Source organism: Nocardia puris, assembly GCF_036051655.1.
GTDB classification, from domain to species: Bacteria; Actinomycetota; Actinomycetes; order Mycobacteriales; family Mycobacteriaceae; genus Nocardia; species Nocardia puris.
Genome location: NZ_CP107943.1, coordinates 4,408,026 through 4,423,925 on the forward strand (window position 1 = coordinate 4,408,026; position 15,900 = coordinate 4,423,925).

The following is a 15,900-nucleotide window of genomic DNA, read 5'->3' on the forward strand; positions in this document are numbered from 1 at the left end:
GGGGAAACCCTGAAATCCGCTGAGCGCCCGAGGAACTGGCGATCATCGGCCACCCATGACACGTGCGGGGCCGCCACGGCGCGGTGACGTGTCACAAGTGAGACGGCCGAGTCTGAGAATTAGTTGTGGATTCGGGGCCGCGCCGGTGAACGGCGGTAAGCTGTCAGGTGTAAGGCGGAGTGTTCGGTGTCCCTCATCCACCGAAGGCTCCGCCTTCTTTTCTGTCCGCACCCCGGTCCGCGCCGTGCGGGCGGGGGGCGGCGGCGTGCCGGGGACCACCTCCTAGAATCACGGAGTGACCAGCGCAGCCCCTGACAACTCGCCTAATCGTGCCGATGCCCTCCCCAAGAGCTGGGACCCCAGCGTGGAGGCCGAGATGTACGAGCGCTGGGTAGCGGCCGGGTACTTCACCGCCGACGCGAGCAGCGACAAGCCGCCCTACTCGATCGTGCTGCCGCCGCCGAACGTCACCGGCAACCTGCACATGGGTCACGCCTACGACCACACCCTCATGGACCTGCTCACCCGCCGCAAGCGCATGCAGGGGTACGAGGTGCTGTGGCTGCCGGGCATGGATCACGCGGGCATCGCCACCCAGTCCGTGGTGGAGAAGCAGCTCGCCGTGGACGGCAAGACCAAAGAGGACTTCGGCCGCGCGCTGTTCATCGACAAGGTCTGGGACTGGAAACGCGAGTCCGGCGGCCAGATCCAGGGCCAGATGCGCCGTCTCGGCGACGGCGTCGACTGGAGCCGCGACCGCTTCACCATGGACGACGGCCTCTCCAACGCCGTGCAGACCATCTTCAAACGCCTCTACGACGCGGGCCTGATCTATCGGGCCGAGCGCCTGGTGAACTGGTCGCCGGTGCTCCAGACCGCGATCTCCGATGTCGAGGTCAAATACGAGGACGTGGAAGGTGAGCTGGTCTCGCTGCGCTACGGCTCGCTCAGCGACGACGAACCGCACGTGATCGTGGCGACCACGCGCGTCGAGACGATGCTCGGCGATACGGCCGTCGCGGTGCATCCCGACGATGAGCGCTACAAGGATCTGATCGGCACCACGGTCTACCACCCGATCACCGGTCGTCAGATCCCCATCGTGGCCGACGACTACGTGGATCCCGAATTCGGTTCCGGCGCGGTGAAGATCACGCCCGCCCACGATCCGAACGACTTCGAGATCGGCCTGCGCCACAATCTGCCGATGCCGACGATCATGGACGAGACCGGCCGGATCGCCGACAGCGGAACCGAATTCGACGGCATGGACCGGTTCGAGGCGCGCGTCGCGATCCGCGAGCGGCTCGAGCAGGAGGGGCGCGTCGTCGCCCACAAGCGCCCGTACGTGCACAGCGTCGGCCACTCCGAGCGCTCCGGCGAGCCCATCGAACCCCGCCTGTCCATGCAGTGGTGGGTGAAGGTCGAATCGCTGGCCAAGGCCGCGGGCGACGCGGTGCGCAACGGGGACGTGAAGATCCACCCGGCCAGCCAGGAGCCGCGGTGGTTCGAATGGGTCGACAACATGCACGACTGGACCATCTCGCGCCAGCTGTGGTGGGGCCACCGCATCCCGATCTGGTACGGCCCCGAGGGCGAGATCGTGTGCGTGGGCCCCGGCGAGACCGCGCCCGAGGGCTACGTGCAGGACCCCGACGTCCTCGACACCTGGTTCTCCTCGGGCCTGTGGCCGTTCTCCACCATGGGCTGGCCGGAGTCGTCGGCCGAGCTCGAGAAGTTCTATCCCACCAGCGTTCTCGTCACCGGCTACGACATCCTGTTCTTCTGGGTGGCGCGGATGATGATGTTCGGCATGTTCGTGTCGGAGGACCCGGCGATCACCGCGGGCAAGAACCCGGCGCGCAAGCAGGTCCCGTTCCACGACGTGTTCCTGCACGGCCTGATCCGCGACGAGTTCGGCCGCAAGTACTCCAAGTCCAAGGGCATCGGCGTCGACCCGCTGGTCTGGATCGAGGAGTACGGCGCCGACGCGACCCGCTTCACCCTCGCGCGCGGCGCGCAGCCCGGCAGCGACCTGTCCGTCGGGCCGCCGCACGTGCAGGCCTCGCGCAACTTCGTCACCAAGCTGTTCAACGCCACCAAGTTCGCGCTGCTGAACGGCGCGGCCCCGGGCGAGCTGCCCGCGCGCGACACCCTCACCGACGCCGACCGCTGGATCCTGGACCGGCTCGACGCGGTGCGCGCCGAGGTGGACGCGGCCTTCGACCGCTACGAGTTCGGCAAGGCGTGCGAGGCGCTGTACCACTTCGCCTGGGACGAACTGTGCGACTGGTACCTCGAATTGGCCAAGGTGCAGTTCTCCGGCGCCGAGGAGCGCGCGGCCTCGACCAGGGTGGTGCTCGGCACCGTGCTCGACGCGGTGCTGCGGCTGCTGCACCCGGCGATGCCGTTCGTCACCGAATCGCTGTGGCAGGCGCTCACCGGCGGTGAGTCGGTGGTGGTCGCGGCGTGGCCCACCGATTCGGGCGTGACTGCGGACGAGACCGCCGCGCAACGCATCGCGGACGCCCAGCGCCTGATCACCGAGATCCGCCGCTTCCGCAGCGACCAGGGCCTGGCCGACAAGCAGAAGGTGGCCGCCAAGCTCCTCGGCATCGACGCCGCCGATCTCACCGCGCTCGCCCCGTCGGTGGCGAACCTGGCCCGCCTCACCGAACCGGGCCCGGATTTCACCGCCACGGCGTCGGTCGAGGTGCGCCTGTCGGGCGCCACGGTGACCGTCGAACTCGACACCTCCGGCGCGATCGACCTCGACGCCGAACGCCGCCGCCTGGAGAAGGACCTGGCCGCCGCCGAGAAGGAACTCACCGGCACCGAGGGCAAACTCGGCAACGAGGCGTTCCTGGCCAAGGCGCCCGAACCGGTGGTCGCCAAGATCCGGACCCGCCGCGATGTGGCCGCCGCCGAAGTCGAGCGCATCCGGGCCCGCCTCGCGGAGCTGAGCGCCAAGTGACCGACGACGAGCACGGGGTCGAGAACCCGGAGCCGGAGCGCCAATACCGCGGCGACTCCGGGGGCACCCGGCTCGGCGCCGGGCCCTCGCCCGTCGACCTGGCCGAGATGGCTCTGGTCGAGGCCGAACTGGACCGGCGCTGGCCCGAGACCAAGATCGAGCCCTCGCTCACCCGCATCGCCACCCTGATGGATCTGCTCGGCTCGCCGCAGCAGAGCTACCCGGCGATCCATATCGCGGGCACCAACGGCAAGACCTCGGTGACCAGGATGATCGACGCGCTGCTCACCGCGCTGCACCGGCGCACCGGGCGCATCACCAGCCCGCACTTGCAACTGGCCACCGAGCGCATCAGCATCGACAACGCGCCGATCAGCCCGGCCCGCTACGTGGAGACCTACCGGGAGGTCCAGCCCTACGTCGAGATGATCGATGCGCAGTCGGCCGCGGCGGGCGGACCCGCCATGAGCAAGTTCGAGGTGCTCACCGGGATGGCGTTCGCGGCGTTCGCGGAGGCGCCGGTGGACGTGGCGGTGGTGGAGACCGGACTGGGCGGCACCTGGGACGCGACGAACGTCGTCGACGGGCAGGTCGCGGTGATCACCCCGATAGGCCTCGACCACACCGACTACCTCGGCCCCGACCTCACCTCCATCGCGGGGGAGAAGGCCGGGATCATCAAGCGCGCCCCGGAGAGCCTGATCCCGCGCGACACCGTCGCGGTGATCGCGGAGCAGGAGCCCGAGGCCATGGAGGTGCTGCTGCGCCGCGCCGTGGAAGTGGACGCCGCCGTCGCGCGCGAGGGTTCGGAGTTCCGGGTGGTCGGCCGCCGCATCGCGGTGGGCGGCCAGCAACTGGAACTCCAGGGGCTCGGCGGTGTGTACGACGAGATCTTCCTGCCGCTGCACGGCGAACACCAGGCGCGCAACGCGGTGCTGGCGCTCGCGGCGGTGGAGGCGTTCTTCGGCGCGGGCGCGCAACGTCAACTCGACATCGACGCGGTGCGCGCCGGTTTCGCGTCGGTCGCCAGCCCCGGCCGGCTGGAGCGGATGCGCAGCGCGCCCACCATTTTCATCGACGCCGCCCACAATCCGGCGGGCGCGCGGGCGCTGGCGGCGACGCTCACCGGCGAGTTCGACTTCCGCAAACTGGTCGGCGTGGTCGCGGTGCTCGGCGACAAGGACGCCGCCGGCATCCTGGAGGCGCTGGAGCCGGTGCTCGACGAGATCGTCGTCACCACCAACGGCTCGCCGCGCGCGCTGGATGTCGACGGCCTGGCGAATCTGGCGGTGCAGCGCTTCGGAGACGAGCGCGTCGTCACCGCCGACACCCTGCCCGACGCGTTGGAGACCGCGATCGCGCTGGCCGAGGAGGTCGGCGATCCGGGCGAGGCGGTGTCGGGCGCGGGTGTGATCGTCACCGGTTCGGTGGTGACGGCGGGCGCGGCGCGCGCCCTGTTCGGAAAGGACCCGGCGTGAGGTGTGAGCATGAGTGAGCCCGAGGGCACGGCGCCCGCCCCGCCCGATCCCTGGAAGGGCCTGCGCGGCGTGATGGCGGGCACCTTGGTGCTCGAATCGATCGTGGTGCTGCTGGCCCTGCCCGTGGTGGCCGACGTCGGCGGCGGCGTCACCTGGTTCTCCGGCACCTACCTGGTGGTGCTGGCGGTGCTGATGATCCTCGGCGCCGGTCTGCAGCGCCGCCCGTGGGCGTTGTCGTTCAATCTCGGCCTGCAAGTGCTGTTGCTGCTCGGCGCGTTCATCCACCTGTCGATCGGCATCATCGGCCTGCTGTTCGTCGCGGTCTGGGCGTTCATCCTGGTGCTGCGCACCGACGTGAAACGCCGCATGGACAAAGGAATGCTGCCCAGCCAGCGCATGGGCCGCTGAGGGCGACGGTACTGCTAGAGTTCCGGCGGTACCGTCCCCCTGGCGGATCCCCGCGCCGAGCGTGCTCGGCCGACTTCTCCGGAGATTCGCCATGTCCGACTTCGTGATTCGTCCTTTCCGCCGCGACGACCGCGATCACCTCACCCGCCTGGTCGACCGGCACATCGCCGCCGTGAATCCCGGCGCCTCCGTCTCGGTCAACACCGTGCTCAGCCGCATCGAGCGGCGGCCGGAGGAGACGATCCTCGACCCGTGGGTGATCGAACGGATGACCTTGGTCGCCGAACAGCGCGGGGTGATCGTGGCCGCCGCGCACCTGCTGCGCTACGGCGATGACGCCCGCGTCTCGGGCGATTACCGCGACGCCGCGGCGATCGAATGGTTCCTCGCTCCCGTCGGCGCCGACGAACAAGCCGCGGCCGACGGTGTGATGACCGCCTGCCTCGCCCAGTTCGCGCGCTGGCGCTCGGCACACCGCTGGTACGACGGCAAGCTGCCCGCGCCGGCCGTCTACGGGTTACCCGACCAGTGGCCGCACCTGCGCGCCCTGCTCGACCGCACCGGGTGGGTGCGGGTGGAGGACCCGGTCACCGAGATCGTGCTGGTGGCCGCCACCCGCGATCTGCACCACCCCGACCGCACCGACCTGACGGTGCGGCGGTCGATGGGGGAACTCGGCACCGTCTTCACGGCCTGCCGCGGCGACACCCGGGTCGGCGCGCTCGAGATCGACACCGATCTGACCCCGCCCGAACGGATCTCGCGCGGCGGCGGCTGGGCCGACGTGTGCGACGCCGACGGCGAACCCGACGTGCTGCGCTGGTTGTTCGGCCGGGTCGCCGACTGGTTGCGCCTCGGCGCGATCGACCGCCTGCTGGACTACCGCTACCCCGGCGAGCCCGGTCTCCCGCTGCTGCTCGAGTGCGGATTCACCGAACTCACCAGAATCGAGCGCGGCTGGCGGCACCCGGGCTGAGACCGGTCGAGGGCACTCGCTCGTGGTCTGTAACGGGGGGCCGTTACGCTGTGGCCCGTGACTGAGCAGACGTTGGTACTCATCAAGCCGGACGGCGTGTCGCGCGGACTGGTCGGCGAGGTGCTGGCCCGGATCGAGCGCAAGGGCCTGACGATCGCGGCCCTCGAGCTGAAGAACGTATCCGACGAGGTGGCGCGCGAGCACTACGCCGAGCACGCCGAGAAGCCGTTCTTCGGGTCGCTGATCGAGTTCATCACCTCCGGACCGGTCGTGGCCGCCGTGCTCGAGGGCCCGCGCGCCATCGCCGCGTTCCGCCAGCTGGCGGGCGGCACCGACCCGGTCGAGAAGGCCGCCCCGGGCAGCATCCGCGGCGACTTCGGCCTGGAGACCCAGTACAACCTCGTCCACGGCTCGGATTCGCCCGAGTCGGCCAAGCGTGAGATCGCGCTCTGGTTCCCCGAGTTCCCCGCCTGAGCGCACCCCGACTCCACTCGCCGCGCCGGAAGGTTCCGGCGCGGCGAGTGCACTATCGGCACCCCGTGCCGGCAACACACCCACCCCAGCAACCCCCTGGCATCGCGCCGCTCACGCGCCGATGGCGAGCCGGGCACACACGGTGTGGGATACTGACAGTGGTCGTCATCGATACCGACGGTTCGCGCAGGTACGCGAACGGTGGGTGACGGGGGCGACCGGATGACACCGCGGTTCGATGCCGATCATCGCTGCTACGGAGAGTCACGCCCGAATTGCCGAGGGCGCGGCGCTCCGCGTCGGCACGCTGGATGAACGTGCGTTCCGTGGAGTTCAGCCAACAGCCAGGCGCCGCGTGACCAGTTAGCCCGACCGACGAACGAACAGGTACCGACCGGGCACGCGGTGCGAGACCACAGGACCTCGCGTCGACGGCGCGAGGTGTACGGACAGCGCCCCCGCGTTGGCCGCGTCACTGAATTACCGACAGGGACGCGCCCGGGGGCCCGAGGAGACTTCGTGGCCGATCAAGAGCCGCTGGAAACAACATCACAGGATGCCGATCAATTGCCGGAGCGAATCCGAGTTCACGCACTCGCGAAGCGGCTGGGGGTGACGAGCAAGCGCATTCTGGCCAAGCTCGCCGAACTGGGCGCCGACGCACGCAGCGCGCAATCCAACGTCGACCGGGCCGTCGCGGAATCGGTGCGCGACGCGCTCGCCGCCCCCGAACAGCCCGCCGAAGCGGACGCGCCGACCACCGAGACCCCCGCCGCCGAACCCCCCGCCGAGACCCCCGCGCCCGCCGTGGGCGCCGGGCCGCTGTTCTCCGCGCCGGATCCGGTCTTCGCGCAGGAGACGGTGTACACGCCCGCGGCCGCCGCGCCGCAGCTGTTCACCCACTCCGCGCAGGACGAGCCGCCGGCCCCGCCGGTCTTCGAGGCGCCCGCCGTGGCCGCGCCGCTGTTCCTCCCGCCCGACGCCACCGCCGTGGAGCAGACGCGCAAGCGCCGCCGCGCCGAGCGGGAAGCGCCCAAGCGCGAGGAGCCGCCCGTCGCCGAGACCGACGACGAGCCCGACACCACCGCCGAGGACGACACCGACACCGGCGACGCCCAGGGCGAGGACGGTCAGCCGCGGCGCAGGCGGCGCGGCCGCCGGGGTCGCGGGCGCGGCCGCGGTGAGCAGCAGTCCGACAACGAGTCGGACACCGACGACGAGGACGCCGAATCCGAGGCCGAGGACACCACCCCGGCCGAGGCCGCCGCGACCGACACCGGGGACCAGTCCGACGACGAATCCGACGACGACGCGCTGCCCGAGGGGTCCAGCCGCCGTCGCCGCCGTCGCCGCCGCCGCAAGGTGGGCGGCGAGGGCGCCGAGGAGACGCCGGCCGAGGACGACCCGCCGAACACCGTCGTGCACGAGCGCGAGCCGCGCAACAAGTCGCGCGGCCGGGCCAACGCCGACGAGGTGCAGGGCATCACCGGCTCCACCCGCCTCGAGGCCAAGCGCCAGCGCCGCCGCGACGGGCGCGAGGCCGGGCGCCGCCGCCCGCCGATCCTCACCGAATCGGAGTTCCTGGCCCGCCGTGAGGCGGTGGATCGGGTGATGGTGGTGCGCGAGAAGTCCTTCGCCAACCACCCGACCGCCACCCAGGTGGCGGTGCTCGAGGACAACATCCTCGTCGAGCACTTCGTCACCAACACCGGCCAGGCGTCCATGGTGGGCAACGTGTACCTCGGCAAGGTGCAGAACGTGCTGCCCAGCATGGAGGCGGCGTTCGTCGACATCGGCCGCGGCCGCAACGGCGTGCTGTACGCGGGTGAGGTGAACTGGGAGGCCGCCGGTCTGGGCGGCAAGGAGCGCAAGATCGAGCAGGCCCTCAAGCCCGGTGACCAGGTGCTGGTCCAGGTCTCGAAGGACCCGGTCGGGCACAAGGGCGCCCGGCTCACCACGCAGATCAGCCTGGCGGGCCGCTTCCTGGTGTACGTCCCGGGCGGCACCTCCACCGGCATCAGCCGCAAGCTGCCCGACACCGAGCGCAAGCGCCTCAAGGAGATCCTGCGCGAGATCGTCCCCGCCGACGCGGGTGTGATCATCCGCACCGCCTCCGAGGGCGTCGCCGAGGCCGAGCTGGCCCGCGATGTGGAACGGTTGCAGGCCACCTGGCGCAGCATCGAGGAGCAGGCCGCCAAGGAGAAGAGCGGCGCGCCCAAGACGCTCTACGAGGAGCCCGACCTGCTGGTCAAGGTCATCCGCGACCTGTTCAACGAGGACTTCTCCAAGCTGGTCATCGAGGGCGACCGCGCCTGGAACACCGTCGAGAGCTACATCCGCACCGTCGCGCCCGACCTGCTGGCGCGCGTCGCGCGGCACGAGAACAACGGCGTGGACGTCTTCGAGACCTACCGCATCGACGAGCAGCTGGCCAAGGCGCTGGACCGCAAGGTGTGGCTGCCCTCGGGCGGCACCCTGGTGATCGACCGCACCGAGGCGATGACCGTCATCGACGTCAACACCGGCAAGTTCACCGGTTCCGGCGGCAGCAACCTGGAGGAGACGGTCACCAGGAACAACCTGGAGGCGGCTGAGGAGATCGTGCGCCAGATGCGGCTGCGCGACATCGGCGGCATGATCGTCGTCGACTTCATCGACATGGTGCTCGAGTCCAACCGGGACCTGGTGCTGCGCCGTCTCACCGAGGCGCTGGGCCGCGACCGCACCCGCCACCAGGTGTCCGAGGTGACCTCGCTGGGCCTGGTCCAGATGACGCGCAAGAAGCTGGGCACGGGCCTGGTCGAGGCGTTCTCCAGCACCTGCGAGCACTGCCACGGGCGCGGCATCATCGTGCACACCTACCCGGTGGAGCCCTCGCCCGCCGAGGACGCGCCCGGTCGTCGCGAGAGCGGTTCGCGCCGTCGTCGCGGCAAGGACAAGACCGCGCCCGCGCCCGCCGCCGCGGCGACTCCGGCACCGGCGGCGCAGCCGGTGGAGTCGCCCGAGGAGGAGGCGGCCGTCAAGCGGGCGCATCCGGTGGCGCTGGCGATGGCCGCGCACCACTCGGAGGACGAGGAAGGTGTGGAGGTCGTCACCGCCGAGGACGAGACGGATGTCGCCACGGCGCCGGACGGGGCCGAGGAACGTGCCGAGGCCGTCGTGGCGGTGGAGACCGCCGGCGGGATCGTCCCGGTCACCGAGGCCGACGCCCCCGAGCTCGCGCCCGAACCCGTTCCCGTGCGCGCCGAGGTGGAGGCCGCCGAGGCCGCGGTCGCCGCGGCGTCCGAACCCGCGAGTGCGGTGAAGGTCGACGAGCCGGCCGTAAGCAGGCACGGGTCCGCTGCCGCGACACAGGCTCCCGACGAGCCCGCACAGGCTCCCGCTGAGCCCGCCCCGGCGACGCAGGCTCCCAGCGAGCCGGCTCCCGCCGCGGCCGGTCACGCCGCCAACGGTGTCTCCGCGTCCCCGCCGCCGCGTCGCCGCCGTGTGGCGCGCTCGGCGTCGGCTCCCGCCGCCGACAGCGCCGGTGCGGTGTTCGTCCTCTCGGGCTCCGAGCCGCCCGCCACCCCGGTGGCCGAGCTCGCCGCGCTCGAGCCGGTGGAGGTGCCCAGGCGGGAGCGTCCGCGGCGTCGTGCCGTCGGCCGCCCGGCCGGGCCGCCGCCCGCGGAATCCGAGGACTGAGGAAGTTCCCGAGGTCCGGCCGGTCTCCGCGGGGGACCGGCCGGACCCGTCTTCCGGCGCGCGGGTCCACCGTGCCCGCCGGAGGACGTTCCGGTGGCCCGGAGGGACCGCATCCGGACCGAATTGGGTCGGGGAGCGGGGGTCTGGTAGCCTTGGTCGGTCGCTGCCTGGCGATGCGCCCGATGCTGCTGAGCAGCAAGGTAAGCGCCCCCGTGCAGCAACCAGCCAAGCCAGTCGCGCCACACCACTGTGGCGTGAGTAAGCACGAGTAGACATTCGAGTGGAGGAAGCCGACCGATGGCAACGTACGCGATCGTCAAGACCGGCGGAAAGCAGTACAAGGTCGCGGTCGGTGACCTGGTGAAGGTCGAGAAGATCGAGGGTGAGGCGGGCGCTTCCGTCGAGCTCTCGCCCGTCCTCGTCGTGGACGGCGCCGAACTGACCACCGACGCGGCCGCGCTGGCCAAGCGTTCGGTGACCGCGGAACTCGTCGAGCAGACCAAGGGCCCGAAGATCCGCATCCACAAGTTCAAGAACAAGACCGGCTACCACAAGCGCCAGGGTCACCGTCAGCCGCTGACGGTCCTGAAGGTCACCGGCATCAAGTAAGACATCCCGAGGAGAAACAGCTATGGCACACAAGAAGGGCGCGTCCAGCTCCCGGAACGGACGTGACTCCAACGCCCAGCGACTCGGCGTCAAGCGTTTCGGCGGCCAGGTCGTCAAGGCGGGCGAGATCCTCGTCCGTCAGCGTGGCACCCACTTCCACCCCGGCGTGAACGTCGGTCGCGGCGGCGACGACACCCTGTTCGCCCTGGCGGCGGGCTCGGTGCAGTTCGGCAGCAAGCGCGGTCGCAAGACCATCAACATCGTCGTCCCGGAGCCGGTGGCCTGACCGCCAGGTAGCCACTCCGGACACAGCCGAGCGGGTCAGGGTAGACGCCCTGACCCGCTTTCGCGTTCTCGTGGCGCCGCGCGCCGCCGACGAACGACCAGCCCAGAAGGAGGATGATTCGACCATGTCGAAGTTCATCGATCGCGTCGTGTTGCACGTACGTGCCGGAAAGGGCGGTCACGGATGCGCCTCGGTGCACCGCGAGAAGTTCAAGCCGCTCGGCGGTCCCGACGGCGGCAACGGCGGCAACGGCGGCGATGTGATCCTCGAGGTGGACCCGAACGTCCACACCCTGCTGGACTTCCACTTCCACCCGCACGCCAAAGCGGGCAACGGCAAACCGGGCGAGGGCGGCAACCGCGACGGCAAGACCGGCGGCGACCTGCTGCTCAAGGTGCCCGACGGCACGGTCGTGCTGGGCCAGGACGGCGAGATCGTGGCCGATCTGGTCGGTGCGGGCAACCGGTACATCGCCGCTCGCGGCGGGCGCGGCGGGCTCGGCAACGCCGCGCTGGCCTCCAAGGCGCGCAAGGCCCCCGGCTTCGCCCTGCTCGGCGAGGAGGGGGAGGAGCGCGACCTCGTCCTCGAACTCAAGTCGGTGGCCGATGTCGGCCTGGTCGGCTTCCCCTCGGCGGGCAAGTCCTCGCTGGTGTCGGTGCTCTCGGCGGCCAAGCCGAAGATCGCCGACTACCCGTTCACCACGCTGGTGCCGAACCTGGGCGTGGTCGCCAGCGGCGACACCACTTTCACCGTCGCCGACGTGCCGGGTCTCATTCCGGGTGCGAGCGAGGGCCGCGGGCTCGGGCTGGACTTCCTGCGCCACCTGGAGCGCTGCGCGGTGCTCGCGCACGTGGTGGACTGCGCCACCCTAGAGCCCGGTCGCGACCCGGTGTCCGACGTGGACGCCCTGGAGGCCGAGCTGGCCGCCTACAAGCCCGCGCTCTCCGCCGACGCCGGCCTCGGCGATCTGGCCGACCGCCCGCGCGTGGTGATCCTCAACAAGATCGACGTGCCCGACGCCGCCGAGCTGGCCGAGATGGTCACCCCCGAGTTCGCCGAGCGCGGCTGGCCGGTGTTCGAGATCTCGGCGGTGAGCCGGGCCGGGTTGCGCCCGTTGACCTTCGCGCTGGCCGATCTGGTGCGCGAGTACCGCGAGGCCCACCCGAAGGCGGCGCCCAAGCGTCCGGTGATCCGCCCGATCGCGGTGGACGAGACCGGATTCAGTGTCATCGCCGATCCCGACGAGCCGGGCGGTTTCATCGTGCGCGGCACCCGGCCCGAACGCTGGGTGCGCCAGACCCAGTTCGACAACGACGAGGCCGTCGGCTACCTCGCCGACCGCCTGGCCCGCCTCGGCGTGGAGGACGAACTGGTGCGCCTCGGCGCCGAACCCGGTGCGCCGGTGACCATCGGCGACGTCACGTTCGACTGGGAGCCGCAGATCTCGGCGGGTGTGGACATGGTGCCCACCGGCCGCGGCACCGACGTGCGCCTGGAGCAGACCGACCGGGTGAGCGCCGCCGAGCGCAAGCACGCGTCGCGGGTGCGGCGCGGACTGGTCACCGAGGACGGGGATTCGTGAAGGACGCGGTGCGAACCGCGGTGTTACGGGGAGTTTCGTTGTGACGGAGGTCGATTCCGCACTGGCGCGAGCTGTTTCGCCCGAGGGGCTGAGCGAGGCGCGCCAGGCGATCGCGGCGGCGCGCCGCGTGGTGGTCAAGATCGGGTCGTCGGCGCTGACCAGTTTGAAGGGCGGTCTGGACACCGAGCGCCTGGACCGGCTGGCCGACGCCGTGGAGGCGCGCATGCGGGCCGGTTCGGACGTGGTGGTGGTGTCCTCGGGCGCCATCGGCGCCGGGATCGCGCCGCTCGGATTGTCCAGCAGGCCAAGGGACCTGGCGACAAAGCAGGCTGCGGCCAGCGTGGGTCAGCTGGCCCTGGCGCACGCCTGGGGCACCTCCTTCACCCGCTACGGGCGCACCGTCGGCCAGGTGCTGTTGAGCGCCGACGATTTCGCGCGCCGCGAGCACCACCGCAACGCCCAGCGCACCCTGGACCGGCTGCGATCGCTCGGCGCGGTGGCCGTGGTCAACGAGAACGACACGGTGGCCACCGAGGAGATCCGTTTCGGCGACAACGACCGGCTCGCCGCCCTGGTCGCCCACCTGGTGGGCGCGGACGCGCTGTTCCTGCTCTCCGATGTGGAGGGGCTCTACGACGGCGACCCCCGCAAGGGTGCGGCGAATTTCATTCCCGAGGTGCGCACCAGCGCCGATCTGGACGGTGTGATCGCTGGCAGCGGCGGCGCGCTCGGCACCGGCGGCATGGCGTCGAAGCTGTCGGCCGCGCGGCTCGCGGCCGACGCGGGCGTGCCGGTGCTGCTGGCCGCCGCCGAACAGGCCGCGACCGCGCTGTCGTCGGGCACGGTGGGCACCGCGTTCGCCGCCCGCCCGGTCCGCCTGTCGGCCCGCAAGTTCTGGGTCCGCCACGCCGCCGACAGCCGGGGCGCGCTGGTGCTCGACGAGGGCGCGGTGCAGGCCGTCGCCCACCGCCGCCGCTCGCTGCTCGCGGCGGGCATCATCGGCGTCAAGGGCCGCTTCTACGGCGGCGACGTGGTGGATCTGCTCGCCGCCGACCACCGCCTGGTGGCGCGCGGCGTCGTCGAGTACGACAGCACCGAGCTGTCCACCATGCTCGGCCGCTCCACCACCGAACTCCCCGACACCATGCAGCGCCCCGTCATCCACGCCGACGACCTCGTCAAGGTCTGAGGCACGGAACCTGTTGCCGGGCAACGGGTTCCGCTCGGAGCGGATGTGGCCGACGCCCCGGTGAGGCGATCCTTGGCGCGCGTCGCCTACAACGGCGGGGCGCTGATCGTGCATCGGCGCAGTGCCTGGCGGCGCGCGCGGAGGAAGGACGACGACCTGCTCACCGAGGTCGGCCTCGACCGGCCTGAGATGCGCGCCGAGCACTATCGCACGAACTGTCCGGCGGTCAGCGCAGGCGACGATCACCGTGATTGTCGCGCCGCAGTCCGACCACCCGTGACCGTTTCGCGCTCTCGACCCAGAGGTTCGGTCTGCGGCGCGCTACGACGCCGGGGCGTCCGCGTGCGTCACACCGTGCCGGGTTGTGGGATGACGCCCGGTTGGTCGGTGTGGGAGGAGCCCTCGGCGGTGCCGGGGATCGGGCCGGTGACGCCGGGTTGGCCGCCCGGGTCGAGGGGGTGGGTTTCGCCCGACGGTGGGGACTGCTGGTCCGGGGGTGGGGCGGGTTCGGGCGCCGGGGCCTCCTCGGTGGGTGCCGGAGGTTCCGGTGGTGCCGGTGCGTCGGTGGGTGCGGGGGCCTGCTGGGTCGGCGGTGCCGGGGGCTCCTCCGTAGGGGCCGGAGTTTCCGGTACCTCGCTTGGTACGGGGGCCTCCTCCGTGGGCGCGGGAGCCTCCTGCGTGGGCGGTGCCGGACTCTCCTCGGTGGGCGCCGGTGCCTCGCTCGGTGCGGGAGCTTCCTGCGTGGGCGCCGGTGTCTCCGAGGGAGACGGCGCGGGAGATTCGGTGGGAGCCTGCTGCGTCGGCGGTGCCGGACTCTCCTGCGGAGCGGGCGTTCCCTCCTCGGGCGGCGTGTCCCCGGACGAGGGCGGCGTTTGCTGAGTCGGCGCCTGTCCTTCCTCCGGCGTCCGCCCGCCCTCACCGGGCGCTTGACCGTTCTCGCCGGGAGCCTCCGGCGTCTGCCCATTCGCACCGGGCGACGACGGCGAATCCTGCGGCACCGGAACGTATTCCGCATCCGGCGCCTCCGGCTGCGGCGCGTAGTCCGGCGGCGGCACGGTGCCCAGATCGGCCACCGCGGGCGGCTCCGGCAGCGCGGGCACACCGGTCCCCGCCAGGGTGTAGGCGGGTTTGTAGATCATGTTCATGGCGAGCACGGCCTCTTGCCGCAGCGCCTCCTGCGCCATCTGCGCGTCGATGACGTTCGCCGCCTCCAGCAGCTGGGCGATGGCCCCGATCGGCCCCGACCCGCCGGGCGGCACCACGGCCAGTTTCACCGCCTCCGCGGCGGCGGCCACACCGCCGAGCCGCGCGCCCACCTCGCCCATCACCGCGCTCAGTTCCTCGACGGCGGCGGCGAAGCTGCGGGTGCTGGCGTAGGCGGCCTCGGCGGCCGCGCCCTCCCACGCCATCCCGTTCATCACGCGGTCGGCGCTGGTGCGGGTGAGCGGCATGGAGGTGGCCAGCGTGGCCGCCACCTCGAGCCAGGCGGTGGAGGCGCGCAGGATCTCGCCGGCGTCGATCTGCTGGGTCTTGGCGTGGATCTCCTCGTGCGGCATCGACTCGAAGTGCTCCATCGAGTTGATGTAGACGGGATCGGTGCCGGTCATCGCGGCAACCTCGCCTCGACGGCGCGCAGCGCCGCCGCGCTCGCGGCATCGGCCTCCTCGTAGAGTCCCGCGCTGATCAGGAACGCCTCCTTCATCCGGTAGGCGGCCTCGATGTAGTGGTCGAGCAGGGCGGCGGCGTCGCGCGCCTTGTGCCCGTACCCGGCCTGCAACTGCTGGGCGGAGACGAATCCGCCGAAGCCGCGCAGTTCTGACACCGATTCCAGCCGCTGCTGCAAATGGATCAGCCGGTCGGCCTGATGCTCGTACATCGCGGCGCAGCGCCGCGCCGCCTCGGGATCGAACGTGACGGTGCCTGCCTGCGCTTGCTGCTTGAACCGCGCGATATCGGCTCGGCTGTTCTCGATCGTCATGCGCACCCCCGGGGCTCGGTCGGTCCGACCCAGATTAACCGGTGCCGGCGACACCGGTGGGTGGCAGTCGCGGCCACACTGCGTCCGGCGGGCGTCGCGTTCACGGGGGTCGGCAGTCGACATGCGCTCGCCGAGCAAGAGGGGGCTCTGGCTCATGAAGGCTCGTGAGCCGGTGCATGGTGGTCGAAGGCACTGGTTCGCATAGTGTTCGGGCGCTCCTCGACTGGAGCGCCAGGTCCGATAGCGCGAATGTTGCTTCCTGGCA

At 71.4% G+C, this 15,900-nt stretch carries 12 protein-coding genes; 10 read left to right on the forward strand and 2 right to left on the reverse strand.

The genetic code is table 11. The annotated features are described in order from the left end of the window. Positions 1-295: 295 nt before the first annotated feature. The 10 genes from OHB21_RS20375 to proB all read left to right on the forward strand — a co-directional run bounded on the left by OHB21_RS20375 (position 296) and on the right by proB (position 13,657). Positions 296-2,974 carry a valine--tRNA ligase gene (locus tag OHB21_RS20375; RefSeq protein ID WP_195125799.1) on the forward strand — a complete coding sequence of 893 codons (2,679 nt, stop codon included), beginning with the start codon at positions 296-298 and terminating at the stop codon, positions 2,972-2,974. Next, positions 2,971-4,452, forward strand: coding sequence for a bifunctional tetrahydrofolate synthase/dihydrofolate synthase (gene folC, locus OHB21_RS20380; protein ID WP_407674986.1), 1,482 nt, complete (start codon positions 2,971-2,973; stop codon positions 4,450-4,452). The genes OHB21_RS20375 and folC overlap by 4 nt, the downstream gene beginning before the upstream one ends. A gap of 9 nt (positions 4,453-4,461) precedes the next feature. Beyond that, positions 4,462-4,860: a DUF4233 domain-containing protein gene (locus OHB21_RS20385; protein ID WP_067512380.1), complete on the forward strand. Its 399-nt coding sequence runs from the start codon at positions 4,462-4,464 to the stop codon at positions 4,858-4,860. 91 nt (positions 4,861-4,951) lie between these two features. After that, complete coding sequence (locus OHB21_RS20390) at positions 4,952-5,836, forward strand: N-acetyltransferase (RefSeq protein ID WP_195125798.1); 885 nt, start codon at positions 4,952-4,954, stop codon at positions 5,834-5,836. Positions 5,837-5,893: 57 nt separating this feature from the next. Further along, entirely contained in the window at positions 5,894-6,310 is a 417-nt protein-coding gene (gene ndk / locus OHB21_RS20395; RefSeq protein WP_067512376.1) for a nucleoside-diphosphate kinase, read from the forward strand. 519 nt (positions 6,311-6,829) lie between these two features. After that, positions 6,830-9,991: a translation initiation factor IF-2 N-terminal domain-containing protein gene (locus tag OHB21_RS20400; RefSeq protein ID WP_195125797.1), complete on the forward strand. Its 3,162-nt coding sequence runs from the start codon at positions 6,830-6,832 to the stop codon at positions 9,989-9,991. Between the two features lie 297 nt (positions 9,992-10,288). Next, positions 10,289-10,600 (forward strand): 50S ribosomal protein L21, encoded by a 312-nt coding sequence (gene rplU, locus OHB21_RS20405; RefSeq protein ID WP_067511568.1) that lies wholly within the window; start codon positions 10,289-10,291, stop codon positions 10,598-10,600. 22 nt (positions 10,601-10,622) lie between these two features. Continuing rightward, positions 10,623-10,886, forward strand: a complete 264-nt coding sequence (rpmA, locus tag OHB21_RS20410) for a 50S ribosomal protein L27 (RefSeq protein ID WP_067511569.1) — start codon at positions 10,623-10,625, stop codon at positions 10,884-10,886. Between the two features lie 124 nt (positions 10,887-11,010). Next, positions 11,011-12,468, forward strand: a complete 1,458-nt coding sequence (gene obgE / locus OHB21_RS20415) for a GTPase ObgE (protein WP_067511663.1) — start codon at positions 11,011-11,013, stop codon at positions 12,466-12,468. Between the two features lie 88 nt (positions 12,469-12,556). Next, entirely contained in the window at positions 12,557-13,657 is a 1,101-nt protein-coding gene (proB, locus tag OHB21_RS20420; RefSeq protein ID WP_067511664.1) for a glutamate 5-kinase, read from the forward strand. A gap of 347 nt (positions 13,658-14,004) precedes the next feature. Here proB and OHB21_RS20425 read toward each other — a convergent pair whose 3' ends face one another. Together OHB21_RS20425 and OHB21_RS20430 are read right to left on the reverse strand one after the other, a co-directional pair. After that, complete coding sequence (locus OHB21_RS20425; RefSeq protein WP_195125796.1) at positions 14,005-15,264, reverse strand: hypothetical protein; 1,260 nt, start codon at positions 15,262-15,264, stop codon at positions 14,005-14,007. Then, the gene (locus OHB21_RS20430; protein WP_067511571.1) at positions 15,261-15,635 is read right to left on the reverse strand and encodes a hypothetical protein; all 375 of its coding nucleotides are present in this window, start codon (positions 15,633-15,635) and stop codon (positions 15,261-15,263) included. Before OHB21_RS20430 ends, OHB21_RS20425 begins: the two co-directional genes overlap by 4 nt. Positions 15,636-15,900: the final 265 nt, after the last annotated feature.